12 protein-coding genes are annotated in these 18,222 nt (G+C 60.8%); 9 read left to right on the forward strand and 3 right to left on the reverse strand.

Annotated elements, in window-relative coordinates; translation table 11 throughout:
* The first annotated feature begins 28 nt into the window (after window positions 1-28).
* Both fadB and fadA read left to right on the forward strand, forming a co-directional pair.
* Entirely contained in the window at window positions 29-2,176 is a 2,148-nt protein-coding gene (gene fadB, locus CQ007_RS10015; protein ID WP_105645682.1) for a fatty acid oxidation complex subunit alpha FadB, read from the forward strand.
* Window positions 2,177-2,206: 30 nt separating this feature from the next.
* Window positions 2,207-3,382, forward strand: coding sequence for an acetyl-CoA C-acyltransferase FadA (fadA, locus tag CQ007_RS10020; protein ID WP_105645683.1), 1,176 nt, complete (start codon window positions 2,207-2,209; stop codon window positions 3,380-3,382).
* A 295-nt stretch (window positions 3,383-3,677) separates the two neighbouring features.
* Here the strand turns inward: fadA and CQ007_RS10025 are convergent, their stop codons facing one another.
* Window positions 3,678-4,832 carry an acyl-CoA dehydrogenase family protein gene (locus CQ007_RS10025; RefSeq protein ID WP_105645684.1) on the reverse strand — a complete coding sequence of 385 codons (1,155 nt, stop codon included), beginning with the start codon at window positions 4,830-4,832 and terminating at the stop codon, window positions 3,678-3,680.
* Window positions 4,833-5,147: 315 nt separating this feature from the next.
* Between CQ007_RS10025 and CQ007_RS10030 the strand changes: the two genes are divergently transcribed.
* On the forward strand, window positions 5,148-6,386 hold the full coding sequence (locus tag CQ007_RS10030; RefSeq protein WP_105645685.1) for a CaiB/BaiF CoA-transferase family protein: 1,239 nt from the start codon (window positions 5,148-5,150) through the stop codon (window positions 6,384-6,386).
* 48 nt (window positions 6,387-6,434) lie between these two features.
* Here CQ007_RS10030 and CQ007_RS10035 read toward each other — a convergent pair whose 3' ends face one another.
* The gene (locus CQ007_RS10035; RefSeq protein WP_105645686.1) at window positions 6,435-6,926 is read right to left on the reverse strand and encodes an Lrp/AsnC ligand binding domain-containing protein; all 492 of its coding nucleotides are present in this window, start codon (window positions 6,924-6,926) and stop codon (window positions 6,435-6,437) included.
* Between the two features lie 139 nt (window positions 6,927-7,065).
* On the opposite strand from CQ007_RS10035, the gene CQ007_RS10040 reads away from it, so the two are divergent.
* From CQ007_RS10040 to CQ007_RS10050, 3 genes are read left to right on the forward strand one after another with little or no spacing between them, the layout of a single operon-like run.
* The gene (locus tag CQ007_RS10040; protein ID WP_105645687.1) at window positions 7,066-8,364 is read left to right on the forward strand and encodes a D-amino acid dehydrogenase; all 1,299 of its coding nucleotides are present in this window, start codon (window positions 7,066-7,068) and stop codon (window positions 8,362-8,364) included.
* A complete protein-coding gene (locus CQ007_RS10045) occupies window positions 8,339-8,695 on the forward strand; it encodes a RidA family protein (RefSeq protein ID WP_105645688.1) in 357 nt (118 codons plus the stop codon). The genes CQ007_RS10040 and CQ007_RS10045 overlap by 26 nt, the downstream gene beginning before the upstream one ends.
* A gap of 43 nt (window positions 8,696-8,738) precedes the next feature.
* On the forward strand, window positions 8,739-9,848 hold the full coding sequence (locus CQ007_RS10050; RefSeq protein WP_105645689.1) for a hypothetical protein: 1,110 nt from the start codon (window positions 8,739-8,741) through the stop codon (window positions 9,846-9,848).
* A 69-nt stretch (window positions 9,849-9,917) separates the two neighbouring features.
* On the opposite strand, the gene CQ007_RS10055 is transcribed toward CQ007_RS10050, so the two are convergent.
* The gene (locus tag CQ007_RS10055; RefSeq protein ID WP_105645690.1) at window positions 9,918-10,385 is read right to left on the reverse strand and encodes a MaoC/PaaZ C-terminal domain-containing protein; all 468 of its coding nucleotides are present in this window, start codon (window positions 10,383-10,385) and stop codon (window positions 9,918-9,920) included.
* A gap of 185 nt (window positions 10,386-10,570) precedes the next feature.
* On the opposite strand from CQ007_RS10055, the gene CQ007_RS10060 reads away from it, so the two are divergent.
* The 3 genes from CQ007_RS10060 to hrpA all read left to right on the forward strand — a co-directional run bounded on the left by CQ007_RS10060 (window position 10,571) and on the right by hrpA (window position 18,192).
* Complete coding sequence (locus CQ007_RS10060; protein ID WP_105645691.1) at window positions 10,571-12,253, forward strand: long-chain-fatty-acid--CoA ligase; 1,683 nt, start codon at window positions 10,571-10,573, stop codon at window positions 12,251-12,253.
* A gap of 237 nt (window positions 12,254-12,490) precedes the next feature.
* Window positions 12,491-14,179 carry a long-chain-fatty-acid--CoA ligase FadD1 gene (gene fadD1 / locus CQ007_RS10065; protein WP_105645692.1) on the forward strand — a complete coding sequence of 563 codons (1,689 nt, stop codon included), beginning with the start codon at window positions 12,491-12,493 and terminating at the stop codon, window positions 14,177-14,179.
* Window positions 14,180-14,286: 107 nt separating this feature from the next.
* Window positions 14,287-18,192, forward strand: coding sequence for an ATP-dependent RNA helicase HrpA (gene hrpA, locus CQ007_RS10070; RefSeq protein WP_105645693.1), 3,906 nt, complete (start codon window positions 14,287-14,289; stop codon window positions 18,190-18,192).
* Window positions 18,193-18,222: the final 30 nt, after the last annotated feature.

Consider the following 18,222-nt stretch of genomic DNA (forward strand, 5'->3'; position numbering starts at 1 on the left):
TGTGCTTTCACAGCGTGGAGATCAGTTGATGATTTACGAAGGTAAAGCCATCACGGTTCAAACCCTTGAAGACGGTATCGCCGAACTCAGATTCGATCTGCAGGGCGAGTCGGTCAACAAGTTCAATCAGGCCACCCTCGCCGAACTCAAGGCGGCCGTTGACAAGATCCAGTCCGACAGCAGCATCAAGGGCGTCATCGTCACCAGCGGCAAGGATGTATTCATCGTCGGCGCCGACATTACCGAATTCGTTCACGCCTTCCAGCTGTCCGAAGAAGAGCTGGTTGCGGCCAATCTGGAAACCAACCGCATTTTCAACGCCTTCGAAGACCTGAATGTGCCCACGGTTGCCGCGATCAATGGCCTGGCACTGGGCGGTGGTCTGGAAATGTGCCTGGCCTGCGACTTCCGCGTCATGGCCCAGGGCACCAAGATCGGCCTGCCGGAAACCAAACTGGGCATCTACCCCGGTTTCGGTGGCACCGTGCGCCTGCCGCGCCTGATCGGTGTGGACAATGCCGTTGAGTGGATTGCCGGCGGTGCCGAGCAGCGTGCCGACAACGCCCTGAAGGTTGGCGCAGTGGATGCTGTGGTTGCCGATGACAAGCTGCGCGACGCTGCGCTGGACATGGTGCGCCGTGCCATCGCCGGCGAGCTGGACTTCCGCGCCAAGCGCCAGCCCAAGCTGGAGAAGATCAAGCTCAACACCATCGAGCAGATGATGGCGTTCGAAACCACCAAGGGTTTCGTGGCTGGTCAGGCGGGCCCGAACTACCCGGCTCCGGTTGAAGCCATCAAGACCATTCAGAAGGCGGCCAACCATGGTCGTGAGAAGTCTCTGGAAATCGAGGCTGCCGGTTTTGCCAAGCTGGCCAAGACCAGTGTCGCTGCCTCTCTGGTGGGCCTGTTCCTCAACGACCAGGCGCTCAAGCACAAGGCCAAGAAGTACGACAAGCAGGCCGGCGAAGTGAAACTGGCTGCGGTGCTGGGCGCCGGTATCATGGGTGGTGGCATTGCCTACCAGTCCGCCTCCAAGGGCACCCCGATCCTGATGAAGGATATCCGTGAAGAGGGTATCCAGCTGGGGCTGGACGAGGCAGCCAAGCTGCTCGGCAAGCGTGTCGAGAAAGGCCGCATGAAGCCGGCGCAGATGGCCGCTGCCCTGAATGCCATCCGCCCGACCATGTCCTATGGCGACTTCGGTAATGTCGACATCGTGGTCGAGGCCGTGGTCGAGAATCCCAAGGTCAAGCACGCGGTACTGGCCGAGGTGGAACAGCATGTGCGGGAAGACGCGATCATTGCTTCCAACACCTCGACCATTTCCATCAGCTACCTGGCCCAGGCGCTGAAGCGCCCGGAAAACTTCTGCGGCATGCACTTCTTCAACCCGGTGCACATGATGCCGCTGGTCGAAGTGATCCGTGGCGAGAAGTCCAGCGAGAAAGCTATCGCTACCACCGTGGCCTACGCCAAGAAAATGGGCAAGACGCCGATCGTGGTCAATGACTGCCCGGGCTTTCTGGTCAACCGCGTGCTGTTCCCGTACTTCGGTGGTTTCGCCCGCCTGATCGGCATGGGTGCGGACTTCCAGCGTGTCGACAAGCTGATGGAAAAATTCGGCTGGCCGATGGGGCCGGCCTATCTGATGGACGTGGTCGGCATGGATACCGGACACCATGGTCGTGATGTCATGGCCGAAGGTTATCCGGACCGCATGGCCGACAAGACCAAGACCGCCGTCGATGTCATGTACGAGGCCAACCGCCTGGGCCAGAAGACCGGCAAGGGCTTCTATGCCTATGAAGTGGACAAGAAGGGCAAACCGAAGAAGGTTGTCGATGCCGAGGCCTACGAGCTGCTCAAGCCAGTGGTGCAGGAGCAGCGCGAGTTCACCGATGAGGAAATCGTCGAGATCATGATGGTGCCGCTGTGCCTGGAAACCGTCCGCTGCCTGGAAGACGGCATCGTCGAGTCCGCCGCGGACGCCGACATGGGCCTGATCTACGGTATCGGTTTCCCTCCCTTCCGGGGCGGCGCACTGCGCTACATCGACACCATCGGAGTGGCCGAGTTCGTGGCCATTGCAGACAAATACGCTGAGTTCGGCCCCATGTATCACCCGACTGAGAAGTTGCGTGAAATGGCCGCCAACGGCAAGAAATTCTTCGGTTAACCGCGGAACGTACAGAGCGAGAGTGAATTTATGAGCCTCAATCCGAGAGACGTTGTTATTGTCGACTTCGGCCGCACGCCGATGGGCCGATCCAAGGGTGGCATGTACCGCAATGTCCGTGCCGAGACCCTGTCCGCCAAGCTGATTACCGGCGTGCTGGCGCGCAACCCGAAAATCGATCCGGCGGAAGTCGAAGATGTTATCTGGGGCTGCGTCAACCAGACCCTGGAGCAGGGCTGGAACATCGCCCGCATGGCCTCCCTGATGACGCCGATCCCGCACACCAGCGCTGCGCAGACCGTCAGCCGCCTGTGCGGCTCTTCCATGAGCGCACTGCATACCGCCGCCCAAGCGATCATGACCGGCAACGGTGATGTGTTCGTGATCGGTGGGGTAGAGCACATGGGCCACGTGAGCATGATGCACGGTGTGGACCCGAACCCGGCGCTGTCGCTGTATGCGGCCAAGGCCGCCGGCATGATGGGCCTGACCGCGGAAATGCTGGGCAAGATGCACGGCATTACCCGTGAGCAGCAGGATCAGTTCGGCGTACGTTCGCACCAGTTGGCGCACAAGGCGACCGTCGAGGGCAACTTCAAGGATGAAATCATCCCGATGGAAGGCCACGACGAGAACGGCTTCCTGCGCGTGTTCGCCGAGGATGAAACCATCCGCCCGGAGACCACCCTGGAAAGCCTGGCCGCACTGCGCCCGGCGTTCAACCCCAAGGGCGGTACCGTGACAGCCGGTACATCCTCGCAGATCACCGATGGCGCCTCGTGCATGATCGTCATGTCCGCGGAACGCGCCAAGGCCCTGGGCCTGGAGCCGCTGGCCGTGATCCGCTCCATGGCGGTGGCCGGTTGTGATCCGTCGATCATGGGTTACGGTCCGGTGCCGGCGACCAAGAAGGCGCTCAAGCGTGCCGGTCTGAGCATGGATGACGTTGACCATGTCGAACTGAACGAAGCCTTTGCGGCACAGGCTCTGCCGGTGCTCAAGGACCTGAAACTGCTGGACAAGATGGATCAGAAGGTCAACCTGCATGGCGGCGCTATTGCCCTGGGTCACCCGTTCGGCTGTTCCGGTGCACGTATCTCCGGCACGCTGTTGAACGTGATGAAACAGAACGGCGGCACCATTGGTGTTTCCACCATGTGTATCGGTCTGGGGCAGGGCATCACTACCGTTTTCGAACGGGTCTGATAGCCGAGTCCTGACTGAAAAGCCCCGTCAGAGCGATCTGGCGGGGCTTTTTCATTTGCGGCCCTTTGTCGTCGAGCAGGCGCTCGACAACCCGAGGTAGGCGTACCGTTCGGGGCTTGGGGTGTAGCGCGCCTGTGCTACGTCTGCTTCGGCGGCGCGGGAAACAGTCGTCGAGCAGGCGCTCGACAACCCAGGGCAGGCGCTGCGTTCGGGGCTTGGGGTGTAGCGCGCCTGCGCTACGCCTGCTCCAGCTGCGCGGGAAAGTCGCCGAGCAGGCGCTGGACAACCCGGGGGCTCAGCCCTCGACCTCGCGGATCATGTTGCGGGCGATGATCACCTGCTGGATCTGCGTGGTACCTTCATACAGGCGGAACAGGCGCACGTCGCGGTAGAAGCGTTCGATGGCGTATTCGCTGATGTAGCCGGCACCGCCATGGATCTGCACGCCCCGGTCGGCGACCCGGCCGCACATCTCGGTGGCGAACATCTTGGCGCAAGAGGCTTCGGTGCCAATGTTCAGCCCTTCGTCGCGCTTGCGGGCGGCGTCCAGCACCATGCAGCGAGCGGCGTAGATTTCCGCCTTGCTGTCAGCCAGCATGGCCTGGATCAGCTGGAAATCAGCGATACGCTGCCCGAACTGCTTGCGCTCCATGGCATAGCGCAGCGAATCGTCCAGCATGCGTTCGGCGGCGCCAACCGAAAGCGCAGCGATATGCAGGCGGCCTTTGTCCAGCACCTTCATGGCAGTCTTGAAGCCGACTCCTTCCTTGCCACCGATCAGGTTGGCTGCTGGCACCCGTACGTTGTCGAAGATCACATCCGCGGTATGTGCGCCTTTCTGGCCCATTTTCTGGTCTGGCTTGCCGATGGTCAGGCCGGGGGTGCCGCGCTCGACGATGAATGAGCTGATGCCACCAGCCCCCTTTATTTCCGGATTGGTGCGGGCCATGACGGTATAGATGCCGGCATGCGGAGCGTTGGTGATGAAGCGCTTGGTGCCGTTGAGCACATAGAAGTCGCCATCCCGCACTGCGGTGGTTTTCAAGGAAGCAGCATCGGAGCCGGAGTCCGGCTCGGTCAGGCAGAAGGAGCTGAGATATTCGCCGGCAGCCAGTTTCGGCAGGTAGTGGGCTTTCTGCTCGTCAGTGCCATCCAGCAGGATACCGATGGAGCCGATGCCGTTGTTGGTGCCGATATAGGAGCGGAAGGCGGGGGAGGTGCGGCCCAGCTCGAAGGCGATGCTGACTTCCTCCTCCATGGTCACGCCCAATCCGCCGAACTGCTCTGGGATGGTCAGGCCGAACAGACCCATTTCCTTCATCTGTTCGACGATATCGGCCGGAATAGTGTCCGTTTCCGCGACTTCATGCTCACGTGGAATCAGTTCCTGATTGACGAACTGGCGGATCGAGTCCAACAGAATCTGCAGCGTTTCCGAATCACGAATCATGTTTTCTCCTGGGCTGGCAAACAGGCCAACTGTAACGAACAGGTTCACCCGGGACGGGTGATGGATAAATGTCCCGCATGTTAGCGTCAGGGCAGCTAAAATATCAATAAATCAAAATGAAATACCGCTTGGCGAAACATGAGATTGCTGTAGATCGGTCCGGTGATTGTCAGAGCTGCTGCACCGAGGGCCCTAAACCGCGCTTTACCCGGCTGCCAGGGATACTTATGATGGCCGGCAAGACGCAGCTCCATGTTGCAGCAAGAGCGGGTATAGCGCCTGCCGGGCAGCTTTCACATGCAAGGGAAACAATCGATGGGTGCATTGACGGGAATACGCGTGCTGGATCTGAGTCGGGTGCTGGCCGGGCCCTGGTGCGGCCAGATTCTTGCGGACCTGGGAGCGGAAGTGATCAAGGTCGAGCGCCCGGGTAGCGGTGATGACACCCGCGGCTGGGGGCCACCCTGGATGAAGGATGGCCAAGGGCAGTGGACGGCCGAGGCGGCTTATTACCAGTCGGCCAACCGGGGCAAGCACTCGGTGGCGGTGGACCTGGCCACGCCGCAAGGACAGGAGCTGGTGCGCGCGCTGGTGGCTGACTGCGATGTACTGATCGAGAACTACAAGGCTGGTTCGCTGGCCCGTTACGGGTTGGACTACCAGAGCCTGTCCACGCTCAATCCGCGGCTGGTGTACTGCTCCATTACCGGCTTCGGCCAGACCGGCCCGCGGGCTGCCGAACCGGGCTATGATTTCATCATCCAGGGCATGGGTGGCCTGATGAGCATCACCGGCGAGCGGGATGACCTGCCGGGTGGCGGGCCGCAGAAGACCGGGGTGGCCTTTGCCGACCTGATGACCGGACTGTATGCGACCATTGCCATCCAGGCAGCGCTGATCGACCGGCAGAAGACCGGGCACGGGCAGCATTGCGACATGGCGCTGCTGGATGTGCAGGTCGCGACCCTGGCCAACCAGAGCATGAACTACCTGGCTTCCGGCAAGGTACCAGGACGTTTTGGCAATGCCCATGCCAATATAGTGCCGTACCAGGTGTTTCGTGCCGCCGACCGGGACTTCATCATTGCCTGTGGCAACGACAGCCAGTTCGTTGCGCTGTGCCAGGTGATCGGGCTGCCGGGGTTATCCGCCGATCCGCGCTTCGTGCGCAATGCCGACCGGGTCAGTCACCGTGAGGAGCTGGTGGAGATACTCTCGGCGCATTTTCTCACCGCCACGGCTGATGAATGGGTGGCGGCGATCCATGCGGTGAAGGTGCCGGTAGGGGCCATCAACAATATTGCCCAGGCCCTGGAGGAGCCGCAGGTCCAGGCTCGCGACATGCTGGTCGACCTGCCGCATCCGTTGAACCCGGCCTTCAGCATGGTGGGCAGCCCGATCAAGCTGTCGGCATCGCCAGTGGAGTACCACCGGCCGGCACCGATGCTGGGGCAGGACACCGATGCGGTACTGCGCGAGCGGTTGGGGCTGAGCGATGAGCAACTGGCCGGGCTCAAGGAGTTGGGCATCATCGAGCAATCTCCCTCAAGCTGAACTACCCTTTATATGATGCTCATGCTCCTGGACGGAAGGGCATGAGCATCATTGTTCGGGAATCGGCAGTGCCAGCGACTCCTTCACTTCCTCCATGACGATGTAGCTTTTCGATTCGCGTACATGGGGCAATTTCAACAGGATGTCGCCGAGCAGTTTGCGGTACGACGCCATTTCGTTGATCCGCGCCTTTATCAGGTAGTCGAAGTCGCCGGATACCAGGTGGCACTCCAGAACGTGGGGTAGCTTGAGTACCGCGCGCCGAAATTCCTCGAAGATATCACCGGATTTGTAGGACAGGTTGATTTCCACAAACACCAGCAGGCCGGCTTGCAGATGTTCGGGGTTGAGGCGGGCGCTGTAGCCCATGATGACCCCCTCCCGCTCGAGGCGACGGACCCGTTCGGTGCACGGGGTGGTCGACAGACCGACCCGCTCACCCAGTTCGGTAAAGGCCAGGCGGCCTTCGGCCTGCAGTTCGCGGAGGATCTGACGATCTATGCGATCCAGCTCTCTTTGTGCTCTATGTTTGGTTCTCATTGGGGGATCTGCCTAGACCTTTGGCTAATTGCGCGGGACTTAGTGCCAAATATAGCGGATTAAACAGTGAAATCAACTGCAGCGGCTCTCCTATAATCCGGTCCAACGTGATTGGCCCCGGTGGGCGAGGAGTTTGAACATGCGTATTCTGGTTCTTGGTAGTGGCGTTGTTGGTACCGCGAGTGCCTATTATCTGGCCCGACAAGGATTCGAGGTAACCGTGGTTGACCGCCAGCCCGCAGTTGCGGAGGAAACCAGTCATGCCAACGCCGGCCAGATATCACCCGGTTACGCTTCGCCCTGGGCGGCGCCCGGTGTGCCGCTCAAAGCCATCAAGTGGCTGATGCAGAAGCATGCACCGCTGGCGATCAGGCCGACAGCGGATATCAATCAGTACCTGTTCATGGCACGCATGCTGCGTAACTGCACTGCAGCCCGCTATGCGGTGAACAAGGAACGTATGGTGCGTCTGTCCGAATACAGCCGCGATTGCCTGGATGAGCTGCGTGCCGAAACCGGTATCCAGTACGAGGGACGTCAGCGTGGGACCACCCAGCTGTTCCGGACCCAGGCACAGCTCGATGGCGCGGCCAAGGACATCGCTGTCCTCGAACAGATGGGCGTGCCCTACGAACTGCTGGATCGCAACACCCTGCCCAGCGCCGAGCCGGCCCTGGCCAAGGTCGCGCACAAGCTGACCGGCGGCCTGCGTCTGCCCAATGACCAGACCGGCGATTGCCTGATGTTCACCCGCCGGATTGCCGAGATGGCCCGGGAGCTGGGTGTGGAGTTTCGCTTCAACCAGAATATCGAGCGCCTGGACTATGCCGGCGACCGTCTGAATGGCGTGTGGATCGATGGCAAGCTGGAGACCGCAGATAACTATGTGCTGGCTCTGGGCAGCTATAGCCCGCAGATGCTGGCACCCTTGGGTATCAAGGCACCGATCTATCCGCTCAAGGGATACTCCATCACCGTGCCGATCACCAATCCCGACATGGCCCCGGTATCCACCATGCTGGATGAAACCTACAAGGTGGCCATCACCCGCTTCGATAACCGCATTCGAGTCGGTGGCATGGCCGAGATCCGCGGCTACGATCTGAAGATCGACCCGCGCAAGGGCGAAACCCTGAAGATGATCGTTCAGGATCTGTTCCCGGAAGGGGCCGATACCTCGTCCATCGATCTGTGGACCGGTCTGCGTCCGGCTACGCCGGATGGTACGCCGATCATCGGGCCGACCCGCTACCGGAACCTGTTCCTCAACACCGGTCACGGCACCCTGGGCTGGACCATGGCCTGTGGTTCGGCACGACTGCTGGCTGACCTGCTGGCGAAGAAGACCCCGCAGATCAGCACCGAAGGGCTCGCCATTTCCCGCTACAGCAATAACCAGGAGGCACATAAGCATGCGCACCCAGCGACTGCACACTGATCGGCGTATGAGCCAGATCGTCATCCACCAGGGCACGGTCTATCTTTCCGGCCAGGTGGGTGAGAGCATGGAAGCAGGCATCGAGCAGCAGACACGGGAAACGCTGCAGGAAATCGAGAAGCTGCTCGCCGAGGCTGGTAGCGACAAGGAGCATATTCTTTCAGTAACCATTTACCTGAAGGATATAGAGCGCGATTTCGGCGGCATGAATGCCGTGTGGGATCGCTGGCTGCCCGAGGGCGTCGCCCCGGCGCGAGCCACTGTGGAGGCCGGAATGTGCGAGTCGGACATTCTGGTGGAAATGTCAGTTATTGCCGCCCAGCGTGAATAGGGCGGCCAGACCGAAAATTATAAATCCAAGTTGAGATAGACGAATGAACAAACATTCCTTGCAGATTGCACTGGCTTACATGTCTGTGGTGATTGGCGGCGGTTTCGCTTCCGGTAATGAAGTATTGCAGTTCTTCACCGGATATGGACTCGTTGGTATCGCTGGCTCAGTGGTTGCGGCTGTGCTGTTTGCCTTCCTCGGTATGCACATTGCCCGTATCAGCTCGATAATGCAGGCAGATTCACATAAACAGGTGCTGTACAGCCTATTCGGTCGGCAAGCCGGTTTTGTTGTGGACGTCATCTTGTCCTTCTTCCTGTACGGGGTAGGTGTGGTCATGCTCGCTGGAGCCGGCTCGACCCTGGCTCAGCAGTTCGGTCTGGCTCCCCTGGTTGGCTCCATTCTGATGACGGTGCTGGTGATTGGCACCCTGTGCCTGAACGTCAAGGGCATCATCAACCTGATCAGCGCGGTTATGCCGTTTCTGCTGGTCATGGTGTTGGCGATTACGGTCTATTCCATCTATACCAGTACAGGCACCAGCGCAGAGCTGAGTCAGGCGGCCACTGAGGTACAGGTCATCACCTTCCTGGGTGCCGAGGTACCGAACTGGGCGCTGAGTGGTCTGCTGTATGCTTCGTTCAATATCGCCGTAGGCTTCCCCATGTTGGCGGTAATCGGTGGGCTGACCAAATCTCCCAAGGCAGCCGCTTTTGGTGGCGTTGGCGGGGGCTTGGGGTTGGGTTTCCTGATCATTCTGCTCAACGTTGGTCTGTTCGCCAATCTGGACAAGCTGGTGGGCATCGAGATTCCCACCCTGCTGCTGGCGCAGCAGATCCACCCCTGGCTGGCTGTGTTGATGTCCCTTGCACTGATCTGCATGATCTACAGCACGGCGGTCGGTATGTTCTTCGCTTTCGGTGCCCGCTTTGCTACACCGGAAACAACCCGCTTCAAGGTCCTGAGCGCGATTTTTGCGGTGGTAGGCCTGGGTCTGAGCCAGGTAGGTTTCACCAAGCTGGTAGGTACTGTCTATCCGATGCTGGGTGTGGTGGGCCTGATCCTGATCATCGCTATCGGCATCAGTTGGGTGCGTACCCGCAAGCGTTCGGTTGAAGAGCTGGCTGCCGATCCCAGAGCGCAGCACAAGTAAGTCTGGCTCTGGAATTAACCACAACGGCCGCCCCTCAGGGCGGCCGTTGTCGTTTCTGCAGAAGGGAAATCAGTAACTGACAGGGGGGAGTTGCGGCCTGGGCAGTGCGACTTTCTCGGTGGGGGCCATCACGGTCGCGGCTCCATCCACTACCTTCTTGCCTTCCTGGTTAACGACCCGCGTGGCTATCTTCAGCCGGTTCTTCGGCAGCTTCTCGAGGATTTCCAGCTCGATGCGAATCTCGTCGCCCAGGCGCACCGGGCGCAGAAAGCTCATCTCCTGGCCGATATAGATAGTGCCAGGGCCTGGCATCTCGCAGGCGATGGCTGCGGAAATCAGTGCACCTGACAGCATGCCATGGGCAATCCGGCCCTTGAACGGGGTGGCAGCGGCGAACTCTTCATCGAGATGGACCGGGTTCACATCCCCAGAGACCGTGGCGAACAGGATCAGGTCACGCTCGGTCACCAAGTGGCTGAGGCTGGCACTATCGCCAACGTTGAGCTCATCGTAGGTGCGGTTTTCCAACATGGACATGGATTGACTCCCCATAAGATCTGAAGCGGCATGCAGCCATATTCAGAGAAGTAATGAAACAAAAGCGGATTTTGTATTTTTCGGCATTGCTGGTAATTTTGCCCAATACGCGGGTACGGCGTAAATAATAACAGCGCAAGTGTCTGGTCAGGCACTTGGCACTCCAAACGGGAGACATGGAGCCAATGGAAGCATCGTTCTGGAACGATAAACGCCCCCCAGGGGTGCCCCACGATATTGATCTGAGCCAGTTCAGTTCGATCATCGATGTATTCGAATCATCCTGCGCCAAACACGCCAGTCGCCCGGCGTTCACCAATATGGGGGTGACGCTGAACTATGCCGATCTGGAACGTCATTCGGCCGAGTTCGCCAGCTATATCCAGAAATACACTGACCTCAAGCCGGGCGACCGCATCGCCATCCAGATGCCCAACGTGCTGCAGTTCCCGATAGCCGTATTCGGCGCCATGCGCGCCGGACTGGTGGTGGTGAATACCAACCCGTTGTATACCGCGCGGGAGATGCGCCACCAATTCACTGATTCCGGCGCGCGTGCGCTGATCTATATGAACATGTTCGGCCATCTGGTGCAGGAAGTGCTGCCCGATACCGAGATCAAATACCTGTTCGAGGCGCGCATGGGCGACATGCTGCCCGGCCTCAAGGGGCTGCTGGTCAACGCGGCGGTCAAGCATGTGAAAAAGCTGGTTCCCAGTTACCGCCTGCCGCAGGCGGTATCTTTCAAGAGCGCCTTGTCTCGCTGCCGGGATGCCAGACCGGTACCGGTTTCGCGCACCCTGGATGATATCGCCGTGCTGCAGTACACCGGCGGCACCACTGGCGTGGCCAAGGGCGCCATGCTGACTCACGGCAACCTGGTGGCCAACATGCTGCAGGTGTATGCCAACATGCAGCAGGTGGACAAGGAGGGCAACCGCCTGCTGGCTGACGGCGGCGAGATCATCATCGCACCCCTGCCGCTGTACCATATCTTCGCCTTCACCGCCAATTGCATGTGCATGATGCTGGCCGGCCAGCATAACGTGCTGATCACCAACCCCAGGGATATTCCTGGCTTCATCAAGGAATTGAAGAAGTGGCAGTTCTCCTCCATCGTCGGGCTGAATACCCTGTTCGTGGCGCTGATGGAGCATCCCGAGTTCATGGAGCTGGACTTTTCCAGGCTCAAGAGCACCACTTCCGGTGGCACCGCGCTGGTCAAGGCGACCGCCGAGCGCTGGGAGGGCAAGACCGGCAGCGGCATCGGGGAAGGCTATGGCCTGACCGAATGCTCCCCGGTGGTCTGCTCCAGTCCGGGTGACGGTCTTGCGCGGCTGGGCAGTGTCGGGCTGGCGGTGCCGGGCACGGCGCTGAAGGTGATCGACGAGGAGGGCAACGAGTTGCCATTGGGCGAGCGCGGTGAACTGTGCGTCAAGGGCCCACAAGTGATGAAAGGCTACTGGCAACGTCCCGATGCGACCGCCGAGGTGATGGATGCCGATGGCTGGTTCAAGACCGGGGATGTGGCAGTGATCGATGAGGACGGCTTCGTCAGCATCGTTGATCGCATCAAGGATCTGATCATTGTCTCCGGTTTCAACGTGTATCCCAATGAAATCGAAGATGTGGTCGCCGCCCACCCCAAAGTCGCCAATGCGGCGGCGATCGGCGTGCCGGATGACAAGTCGGGCGAAGCGGTCAAGCTGTTCGTGGTGCCGTCTTCCCCTGATCTCACCGTCGATGAGCTCAAGGCCTACTGCCGGGCCAACTTCACCGGCTACAAGGTTCCCAAGTCCTACGAGATCCGTGACTCCCTGCCCATGAGTCCGGTCGGCAAGATTTTGCGCCGCGAGCTGCGCGACTAGATCTCCTCCCTCAGGAAAACCGGCTGACTGAACAGTCGGTTTTCTACTCCCGCGTTCTACCGTTTGATGGCCGCTCCAGGGCGGTGGAAGCTATGGCTTGAGCCGAAAAAAGCTGTTAGGCTGCAGCCACTTTTCGACCGGAATGAGTGAAATATTCACGAATGGGTCGAAATCTGTTTCTGCCTTCTATTAAATACAACAGCAGTTATCGCAACCGGACGCATCCAGGGGGTCTTCATGCATGAGAATTTTTGGGCTGACAAGTATCCGGAGGGCATGCCCACCGAGATTGATGCCGATCAGTACCCCAATGTTCTGGCTGTCCTGAAAGAATCCTGTGAACGCTTCGCTGACAAGCCGGCCTTCACCAACCTTGGCAAGACCATCACCTACGGTGAGATGTATCGCCTGTCGGGCGAGTTCGCCGCCTATCTGCAAACCCATTCCGGCCTGCAGCCCGGCGACCGTATCGCCGTGCAACTGCCCAACGTGCTGCAATATCCGATCGTGGTGTTCGGTGCCATGCGCGCTGGCTATGTGGTGGTCAACACCAACCCGCTGTACACCGCGCGGGAGATGGAGCACCAGTTCAATGACTCGGGAGCCAAGGCGCTGGTGTGCCTGGCCAACATGGCGCATCTGGCTGAAGAAGTGGTGCCGAAAACCGGCGTCAAGCACGTGATAGTGACGGAAGTGGCTGACATGCTGCCCACCTTCAAGCGGCTGCTGATCAATGCCGTGGTCAAGCATGTGAAGAAGATGGTGCCGGCCTGGTCGATTCCTGGCTCGGTACCCTTCCTCCAGGCGATGAAGGCTGGCGCCAACGCCGGCTTCAAGGAAGCCAGCCCGGCGGCGGAAGATACCGCGGTGCTGCAATACACCGGTGGCACCACCGGGGTGGCCAAGGGTGCCATGCTGACTCATCGCAACCTGGTCGCCAACATGCTGCAGTGCAAGGTGATGATGCCGGTGGAGATGAAGGAGGGCGAAGAAGTCATCATCTGTCCGCTGCCGCTGTATCATATCTACGCCTTCACCTTCCATTGCATGTCGGTCATGCTGCTGGGCGGGCACAATATCCTGATCACCAACCCGCGGGATATCCCGGCCACGGTGAAGGAGATGGGGCAATACAGGTTCAGCGCCTTTGTCGGTTTGAACACCTTGTTTGCCGCGCTGTGCAATAACGAGAACTTCCGTCAACTGGATTTCACCGGCATGAAGTTGACCCTGTCTGGTGGCATGGCGCTGCAGCAGGCGACCGCCGAGCGCTGGCACAAGGTGACCGGCTGTGAAGTGGCTGAAGGCTATGGCATGACCGAAACCAGTCCGGTCGTCTCGGTGAATCCGGCCAACGCAATCCGCCTGGGCACCATCGGCATTCCGGTACCCTCGACCCTGTGCAAGGTGATCGATGAGGATGGCCAGGAGCTGTCGTTGGGGGAGCGTGGCGAACTGTGCGTCAAGGGCCCGCAGGTGATGAAGGGCTACTGGCAGCGTCAGGAAGCCACCGACGAGGTGCTCAGTGCCGACGGCTGGCTGCAGACCGGCGACATCGCCATCATCCAGGACGATGGCTATATGCGCATCGTCGACCGCAAGAAGGACATGATCGTGGTCTCCGGCTTCAACGTCTATCCCAACGAACTGGAAGATGTCATGGCGGCCATTCCCGGTGTGTTGCAGTGTGCTGCCATTGGCATTCCCAGTGACAAGACCGGCGAAGCGATCAAGGTGTTCGTGGTCAAGGAACCGGGGGCGGAGTTGAGTGCCGAGCAGATCAGAACCCATATGCGCGACAAGCTCACTGCCTACAAGGTACCCAAGGAAGTGGAGTTCCGCGACAGCCTGCCGACGACCAACGTCGGCAAGATCCTGCGCCGCGAGCTGCGTGACGAGGAGTTGAAGAAACTCGGCGCAGCATAACGTCCGATTCTTTGCGACAATAAGCCCCGCCCGGGTCCTCCGGGCGGGGCTTATTCGTGCAGGACATGAATGCCCCTTGCGTGGCCACCTCTGACAGACAGGAAAGCATGACCGATTTCGACACCCTTGCCGCCAATCTTGACCAAGCCATGTCCGCGGACCGTCACCGCTTGCAGCGCCAGTTGCAGGGGCTGGGCCGTGAGCCGGCGCCGGAGCCGGGGCGACTGGAGCAGTGGCTGGCGCGCCTGTCCGCCTCCTGTGCCAGGGTGGTGGCACGGCGTGCCAGTGTGCCCCGGGTGCATTACGATGACAGCCTGCCGATTGCCGCCAAGCGTGACGAGATCAAGCGTGCCATCGCCAGCAGTCAGGTGGTGGTGATTGCCGGGGAAACCGGCTCGGGCAAGACCACCCAGCTGCCCAAGATCTGTCTGGAACTGGGGCGGGGTGTGCATGGCCTGATCGGCCATACCCAACCACGCCGTCTCGCCGCGCGCAGCGTCGCCAGTCGTGTTGCCGAGGAACTGGGCACGCCCCTGGGCGAACTGGTCGGCTTCCAGGTGCGCTTCACCGATCAGAGCAACGAGCGCACTCTGGTCAAGCTGATGACTGACGGTATCCTGCTGGCGGAAACCCAGAACGACCGTTTTTTGTCACGCTATGACACCCTGATCATCGATGAGGCCCATGAGCGCAGCCTGAACATCGATTTCCTGCTCGGCTACCTGAAGACCATCCTGCCGAAGCGCCCGGACCTGAAGGTGATCATCACGTCGGCGACCATTGATCTGGAGCGCTTCTCCGCTCACTTCAATGATGCGCCCATTATTGAGGTCTCGGGCCGTACCTTCCCGGTGGATGTCTGGTACCGCCCGCTATCGGCGGAGGTGGACGAGGAGGGCAACCGGGTCGAGGAAGACCTGAGTATCGACCAGGGTATTCTCGCTGCGCTGCGTGAGCTCGAAGCCCATGAACGGGCGACCGGCAAACCACCGGGTGATGCACTGGTGTTTCTGCCCGGCGAGCGGCAAATCCGTGATACTGCCGACTTTCTGCGCAAGGCCAACCTGCGGCATACCGAAATACTCCCGTTGTACGCCCGGCTGTCCGTGGCCGAGCAGCAGAAGATATTCTCCAGCCATGCCGGGCGCCGGGTGATTCTGGCGACCAACGTTGCCGAGACTTCCCTGACCGTACCTGGCATCGTCTACGTGATCGATCCCGGCGAGGTACGCATCAGTCGCTACAGCCCCCGTTCCAAGGTGCAGCGGTTGCCGATCGAGCCGGTGTCCCAGGCCAGCGCCAATCAGCGCAAGGGCCGTTGTGGCCGGGTGGCTCCGGGTATCTGTGTGCGGCTGTATGATGAGCCGGACTTTCTCGGGCGTCCGGGTTTTACCGACCCGGAGATCCTGCGCACCAACCTGGCGGCGGTCATATTGCAGATGCTGCATCTGCGCCTGGGCCGGATCGAGGATTTCCCCTTCATCGAGCCACCGGACGGGCGGGCCATCAGCGACGGCTTCAATCTGTTGCAGGAACTGGGCGCGGTCGAGCGGGACGGGCAGATCACTGACATCGGGCGTCAGTTGGCCCGCCTGCCGGTCGACCCGCGCATCGGGCGGATGCTGGTCGAGGCCGCCCGGCTCGGCAGCCTGAACGAAGTGCTGATCATCGCCAGCGCGCTGGCGGTGCAGGACCCGCGTGAACGGCCGATCGAGCGCCAGCAGGCGGCGGATCAGGCGCATGTCCAGTGGCGTGACGACCAGTCGGACTTCGCTGCCTTCGTCAATTTGTGGCGCGGATTCGAGGAACAGCGCCAGGCGCTGTCACAGAACCAGTTGCGTAGCTGGTGCCGGCGGCAATTCCTCAACTACCTGCGCCTGCGTGAATGGCGCGAGACCCATCGCCAGCTGCTGCTGACCTGTCGCGATATGACGCTGCCGGTGAATGCCGACCCGGCAGGCTACGATGCCGTGCACAAGGCGCTGCTGGCCGGATTGCTGAGTCATCTGGGCAACAAGACCGAGGAGGGCGACTACCTGGGAGCGCGGCAGCGGCGCTTCATGCTGCACCCCTCGTCTGCGCTGGCGAAGAAGCGCCCGGCCTGGGTGATGGTGGCTGAGCTGACCGAAACCCGGCGGCTGTATGGCCGGCTGGCGGCCAGGATCGATCCGCTGTGGGTCGAACCGCTGGCCACGCACCTGACCAAGACCAGCCATAGCGAGCCGCACTGGGAGAAGAAACGTGGCCAGGTGGTCGCCTTCGAGCAGGTCACCCTCTATGGGCTGATCATCGTACCCAAACGCAAGGTGCATTTCGGGCCGATCGAGCCGGTGGTCTCCCGCGAGCTGTTCATCCGCCACGCCCTGGTAGCGGGCGAGTGGCACGGGCGGGCGGCCTTCAACCGCGCCAACCAGGCGCTGCTGGAAGAGCTCGACGCATTGGAAGCGAAGGCGCGCAAGCGTGACATCCTGGTGGATGATGAAACCCTGTATCGATTCTTCGACGAGCGCATTCCTGCTGAGATCTACCAGCTCGCCAGTTTCGAGCGCTGGCTGAAGAAGACCAGCCAGAGCCAGCCACAGTTGTTGCACATGACCCGTGATGATCTGCTGCAACGCGAGGCCAGGGAGGTCAGCGCCGAGCAGTATCCCGATACGTTGCGCTGGCAACGGGTGGCGCTGCCGCTCAGCTACCATTTCGAGCCGGGGCATGTGGCTGATGGGGTGACCCTGACCGTGCCCCTGGCCTTGCTGCGCCAGTTGCCCGAGGAGCGGCTGGAATGGCTGGTGCCGGGGCTGCTGTATGACAAGTGCGTGGCACTGGTGCGGGGCCTGCCCAAGGCGTTGCGCAAGAACTTCGTGCCCGTGCCTGACTTCGTGCGGGCCGCTCTGGAGCGCATGCCCTTCGGCGAGGGGCGTCTGACCCAGGCGCTGGGGCGGGAACTGACCCGCATGACCGGTGCGCGCCTGGAGGAGGGTGTCTGGGCTGACATCACCCTGGAAGAGCACCTGCTGATGCGCATCGCCGTGGTGGATGCCACGGGCAAGGAAATTGCCTCCGGCCGTGACTACAGCGCATTGTGCCGCCAATTGAGCGGTGAGCTGGCCGAGCGGCAGGTCGCATCGGCGACGCCTGCGATGCCGACGGTGAGGTCGACCGCAGCGGCGGGGCAGGCCGCATTGCCGCTCAAGGTCAGCCAGCGTCAGGCAGGGATCGAGGTGGACTTCTGGCCGGCCTGGGTGGATCAGGGCGAAGGCGTTGCCGAGCAGTTGTTCGACAGCCCGGTACAGGCTCAACAGGCCCATCGCCTGGGTGTGCAGCGGTTGATCCTGCAGGCGTTGACCGAGCAGGCCAAGTTCCTGCGCCAGAAACTGTCGCCATTGAAAGAGGCGGCCATCTATTATCGCGAGCTGGGTACCCAGCAACAGTTGACCGAGGATGTGTTGCTGGCTGCGATCGATCGGGTATTCCTGCCACAGGAGCAGCCCTTGCCGCGTGATCCAGCCGAGCTGCAAAAGCGCATCGAAGCCGGTCGTGCCGAGTTCGTCCCGGCTGCGGAGCAGCTTGCGCTGCAGGTGCTGGCGATTCTCAAGGCCTGGCATGACCTGCAGAAGCGGCTCAAGGGCAAGATCGACCTGGCGCGGGCGATCGCCATGAACGATATCCGCAGCCAGTTGGAGCAACTGGTGTACAAGGGGTTTGTGCGTAACGTGCCGGGGCAGTGGCTGGCACAATACCCGCGCTACTTTGCCGCGATAGCACAGCGGTTGGACAAACTGCCGGGGCAGGTCCAGCGTGACCGGGTGTGGACTGATGAAGTCCAGCAATACTGGCAGCAGTACCAGGCGCTGACCCAGCGTTACAGCCTCGAAGGGCGACAGGACGAGCGTCTGCAGCAGTGGCGCTGGATGCTCGAGGAATATCGGGTTTCGCTGTTCGCACAGCAGTTGGGTACGAAAATGCCGGTATCGGAAAAACGTTTGAAGAAACTTTGGCACGAGATCACAGCGTGAGATGCTCGCTGTCGCTACACTGTGGCCTGG

The organism is Pseudomonas sp. MYb185, from assembly GCF_002979975.1.
Taxonomy (GTDB): domain Bacteria; phylum Pseudomonadota; class Gammaproteobacteria; order Pseudomonadales; family Pseudomonadaceae; genus Halopseudomonas.

What these genes read in the sequence shown, in the direction of transcription:
- hrpA (WP_105645693.1), top strand. Translation starts at nt 14,287, where the DNA reads ATGACCGATTTCGACACCCTTGCCGCCAATCTTGACCAAGCCATGTCC.
- CQ007_RS10050 (WP_105645689.1), top strand. Translation starts at nt 8,739, where the DNA reads ATGAACAAACATTCCTTGCAGATTGCACTGGCTTACATGTCTGTGGTG.
- CQ007_RS10025 (WP_105645684.1), bottom strand. Translation starts at nt 4,832, where the DNA reads ATGATTCGTGATTCGGAAACGCTGCAGATTCTGTTGGACTCGATCCGC.
- CQ007_RS10030 (WP_105645685.1), top strand. Translation starts at nt 5,148, where the DNA reads ATGGGTGCATTGACGGGAATACGCGTGCTGGATCTGAGTCGGGTGCTG.
- CQ007_RS10040 (WP_105645687.1), top strand. Translation starts at nt 7,066, where the DNA reads ATGCGTATTCTGGTTCTTGGTAGTGGCGTTGTTGGTACCGCGAGTGCC.
- CQ007_RS10060 (WP_105645691.1), top strand. Translation starts at nt 10,571, where the DNA reads ATGGAAGCATCGTTCTGGAACGATAAACGCCCCCCAGGGGTGCCCCAC.
- fadD1 (WP_105645692.1), top strand. Translation starts at nt 12,491, where the DNA reads ATGCATGAGAATTTTTGGGCTGACAAGTATCCGGAGGGCATGCCCACC.
- CQ007_RS10055 (WP_105645690.1), bottom strand. Translation starts at nt 10,385, where the DNA reads ATGTCCATGTTGGAAAACCGCACCTACGATGAGCTCAACGTTGGCGAT.
- CQ007_RS10045 (WP_105645688.1), top strand. Translation starts at nt 8,339, where the DNA reads ATGCGCACCCAGCGACTGCACACTGATCGGCGTATGAGCCAGATCGTC.
- fadA (WP_105645683.1), top strand. Translation starts at nt 2,207, where the DNA reads ATGAGCCTCAATCCGAGAGACGTTGTTATTGTCGACTTCGGCCGCACG.
- CQ007_RS10035 (WP_105645686.1), bottom strand. Translation starts at nt 6,926, where the DNA reads ATGAGAACCAAACATAGAGCACAAAGAGAGCTGGATCGCATAGATCGT.
- fadB (WP_105645682.1), top strand. Translation starts at nt 29, where the DNA reads ATGATTTACGAAGGTAAAGCCATCACGGTTCAAACCCTTGAAGACGGT.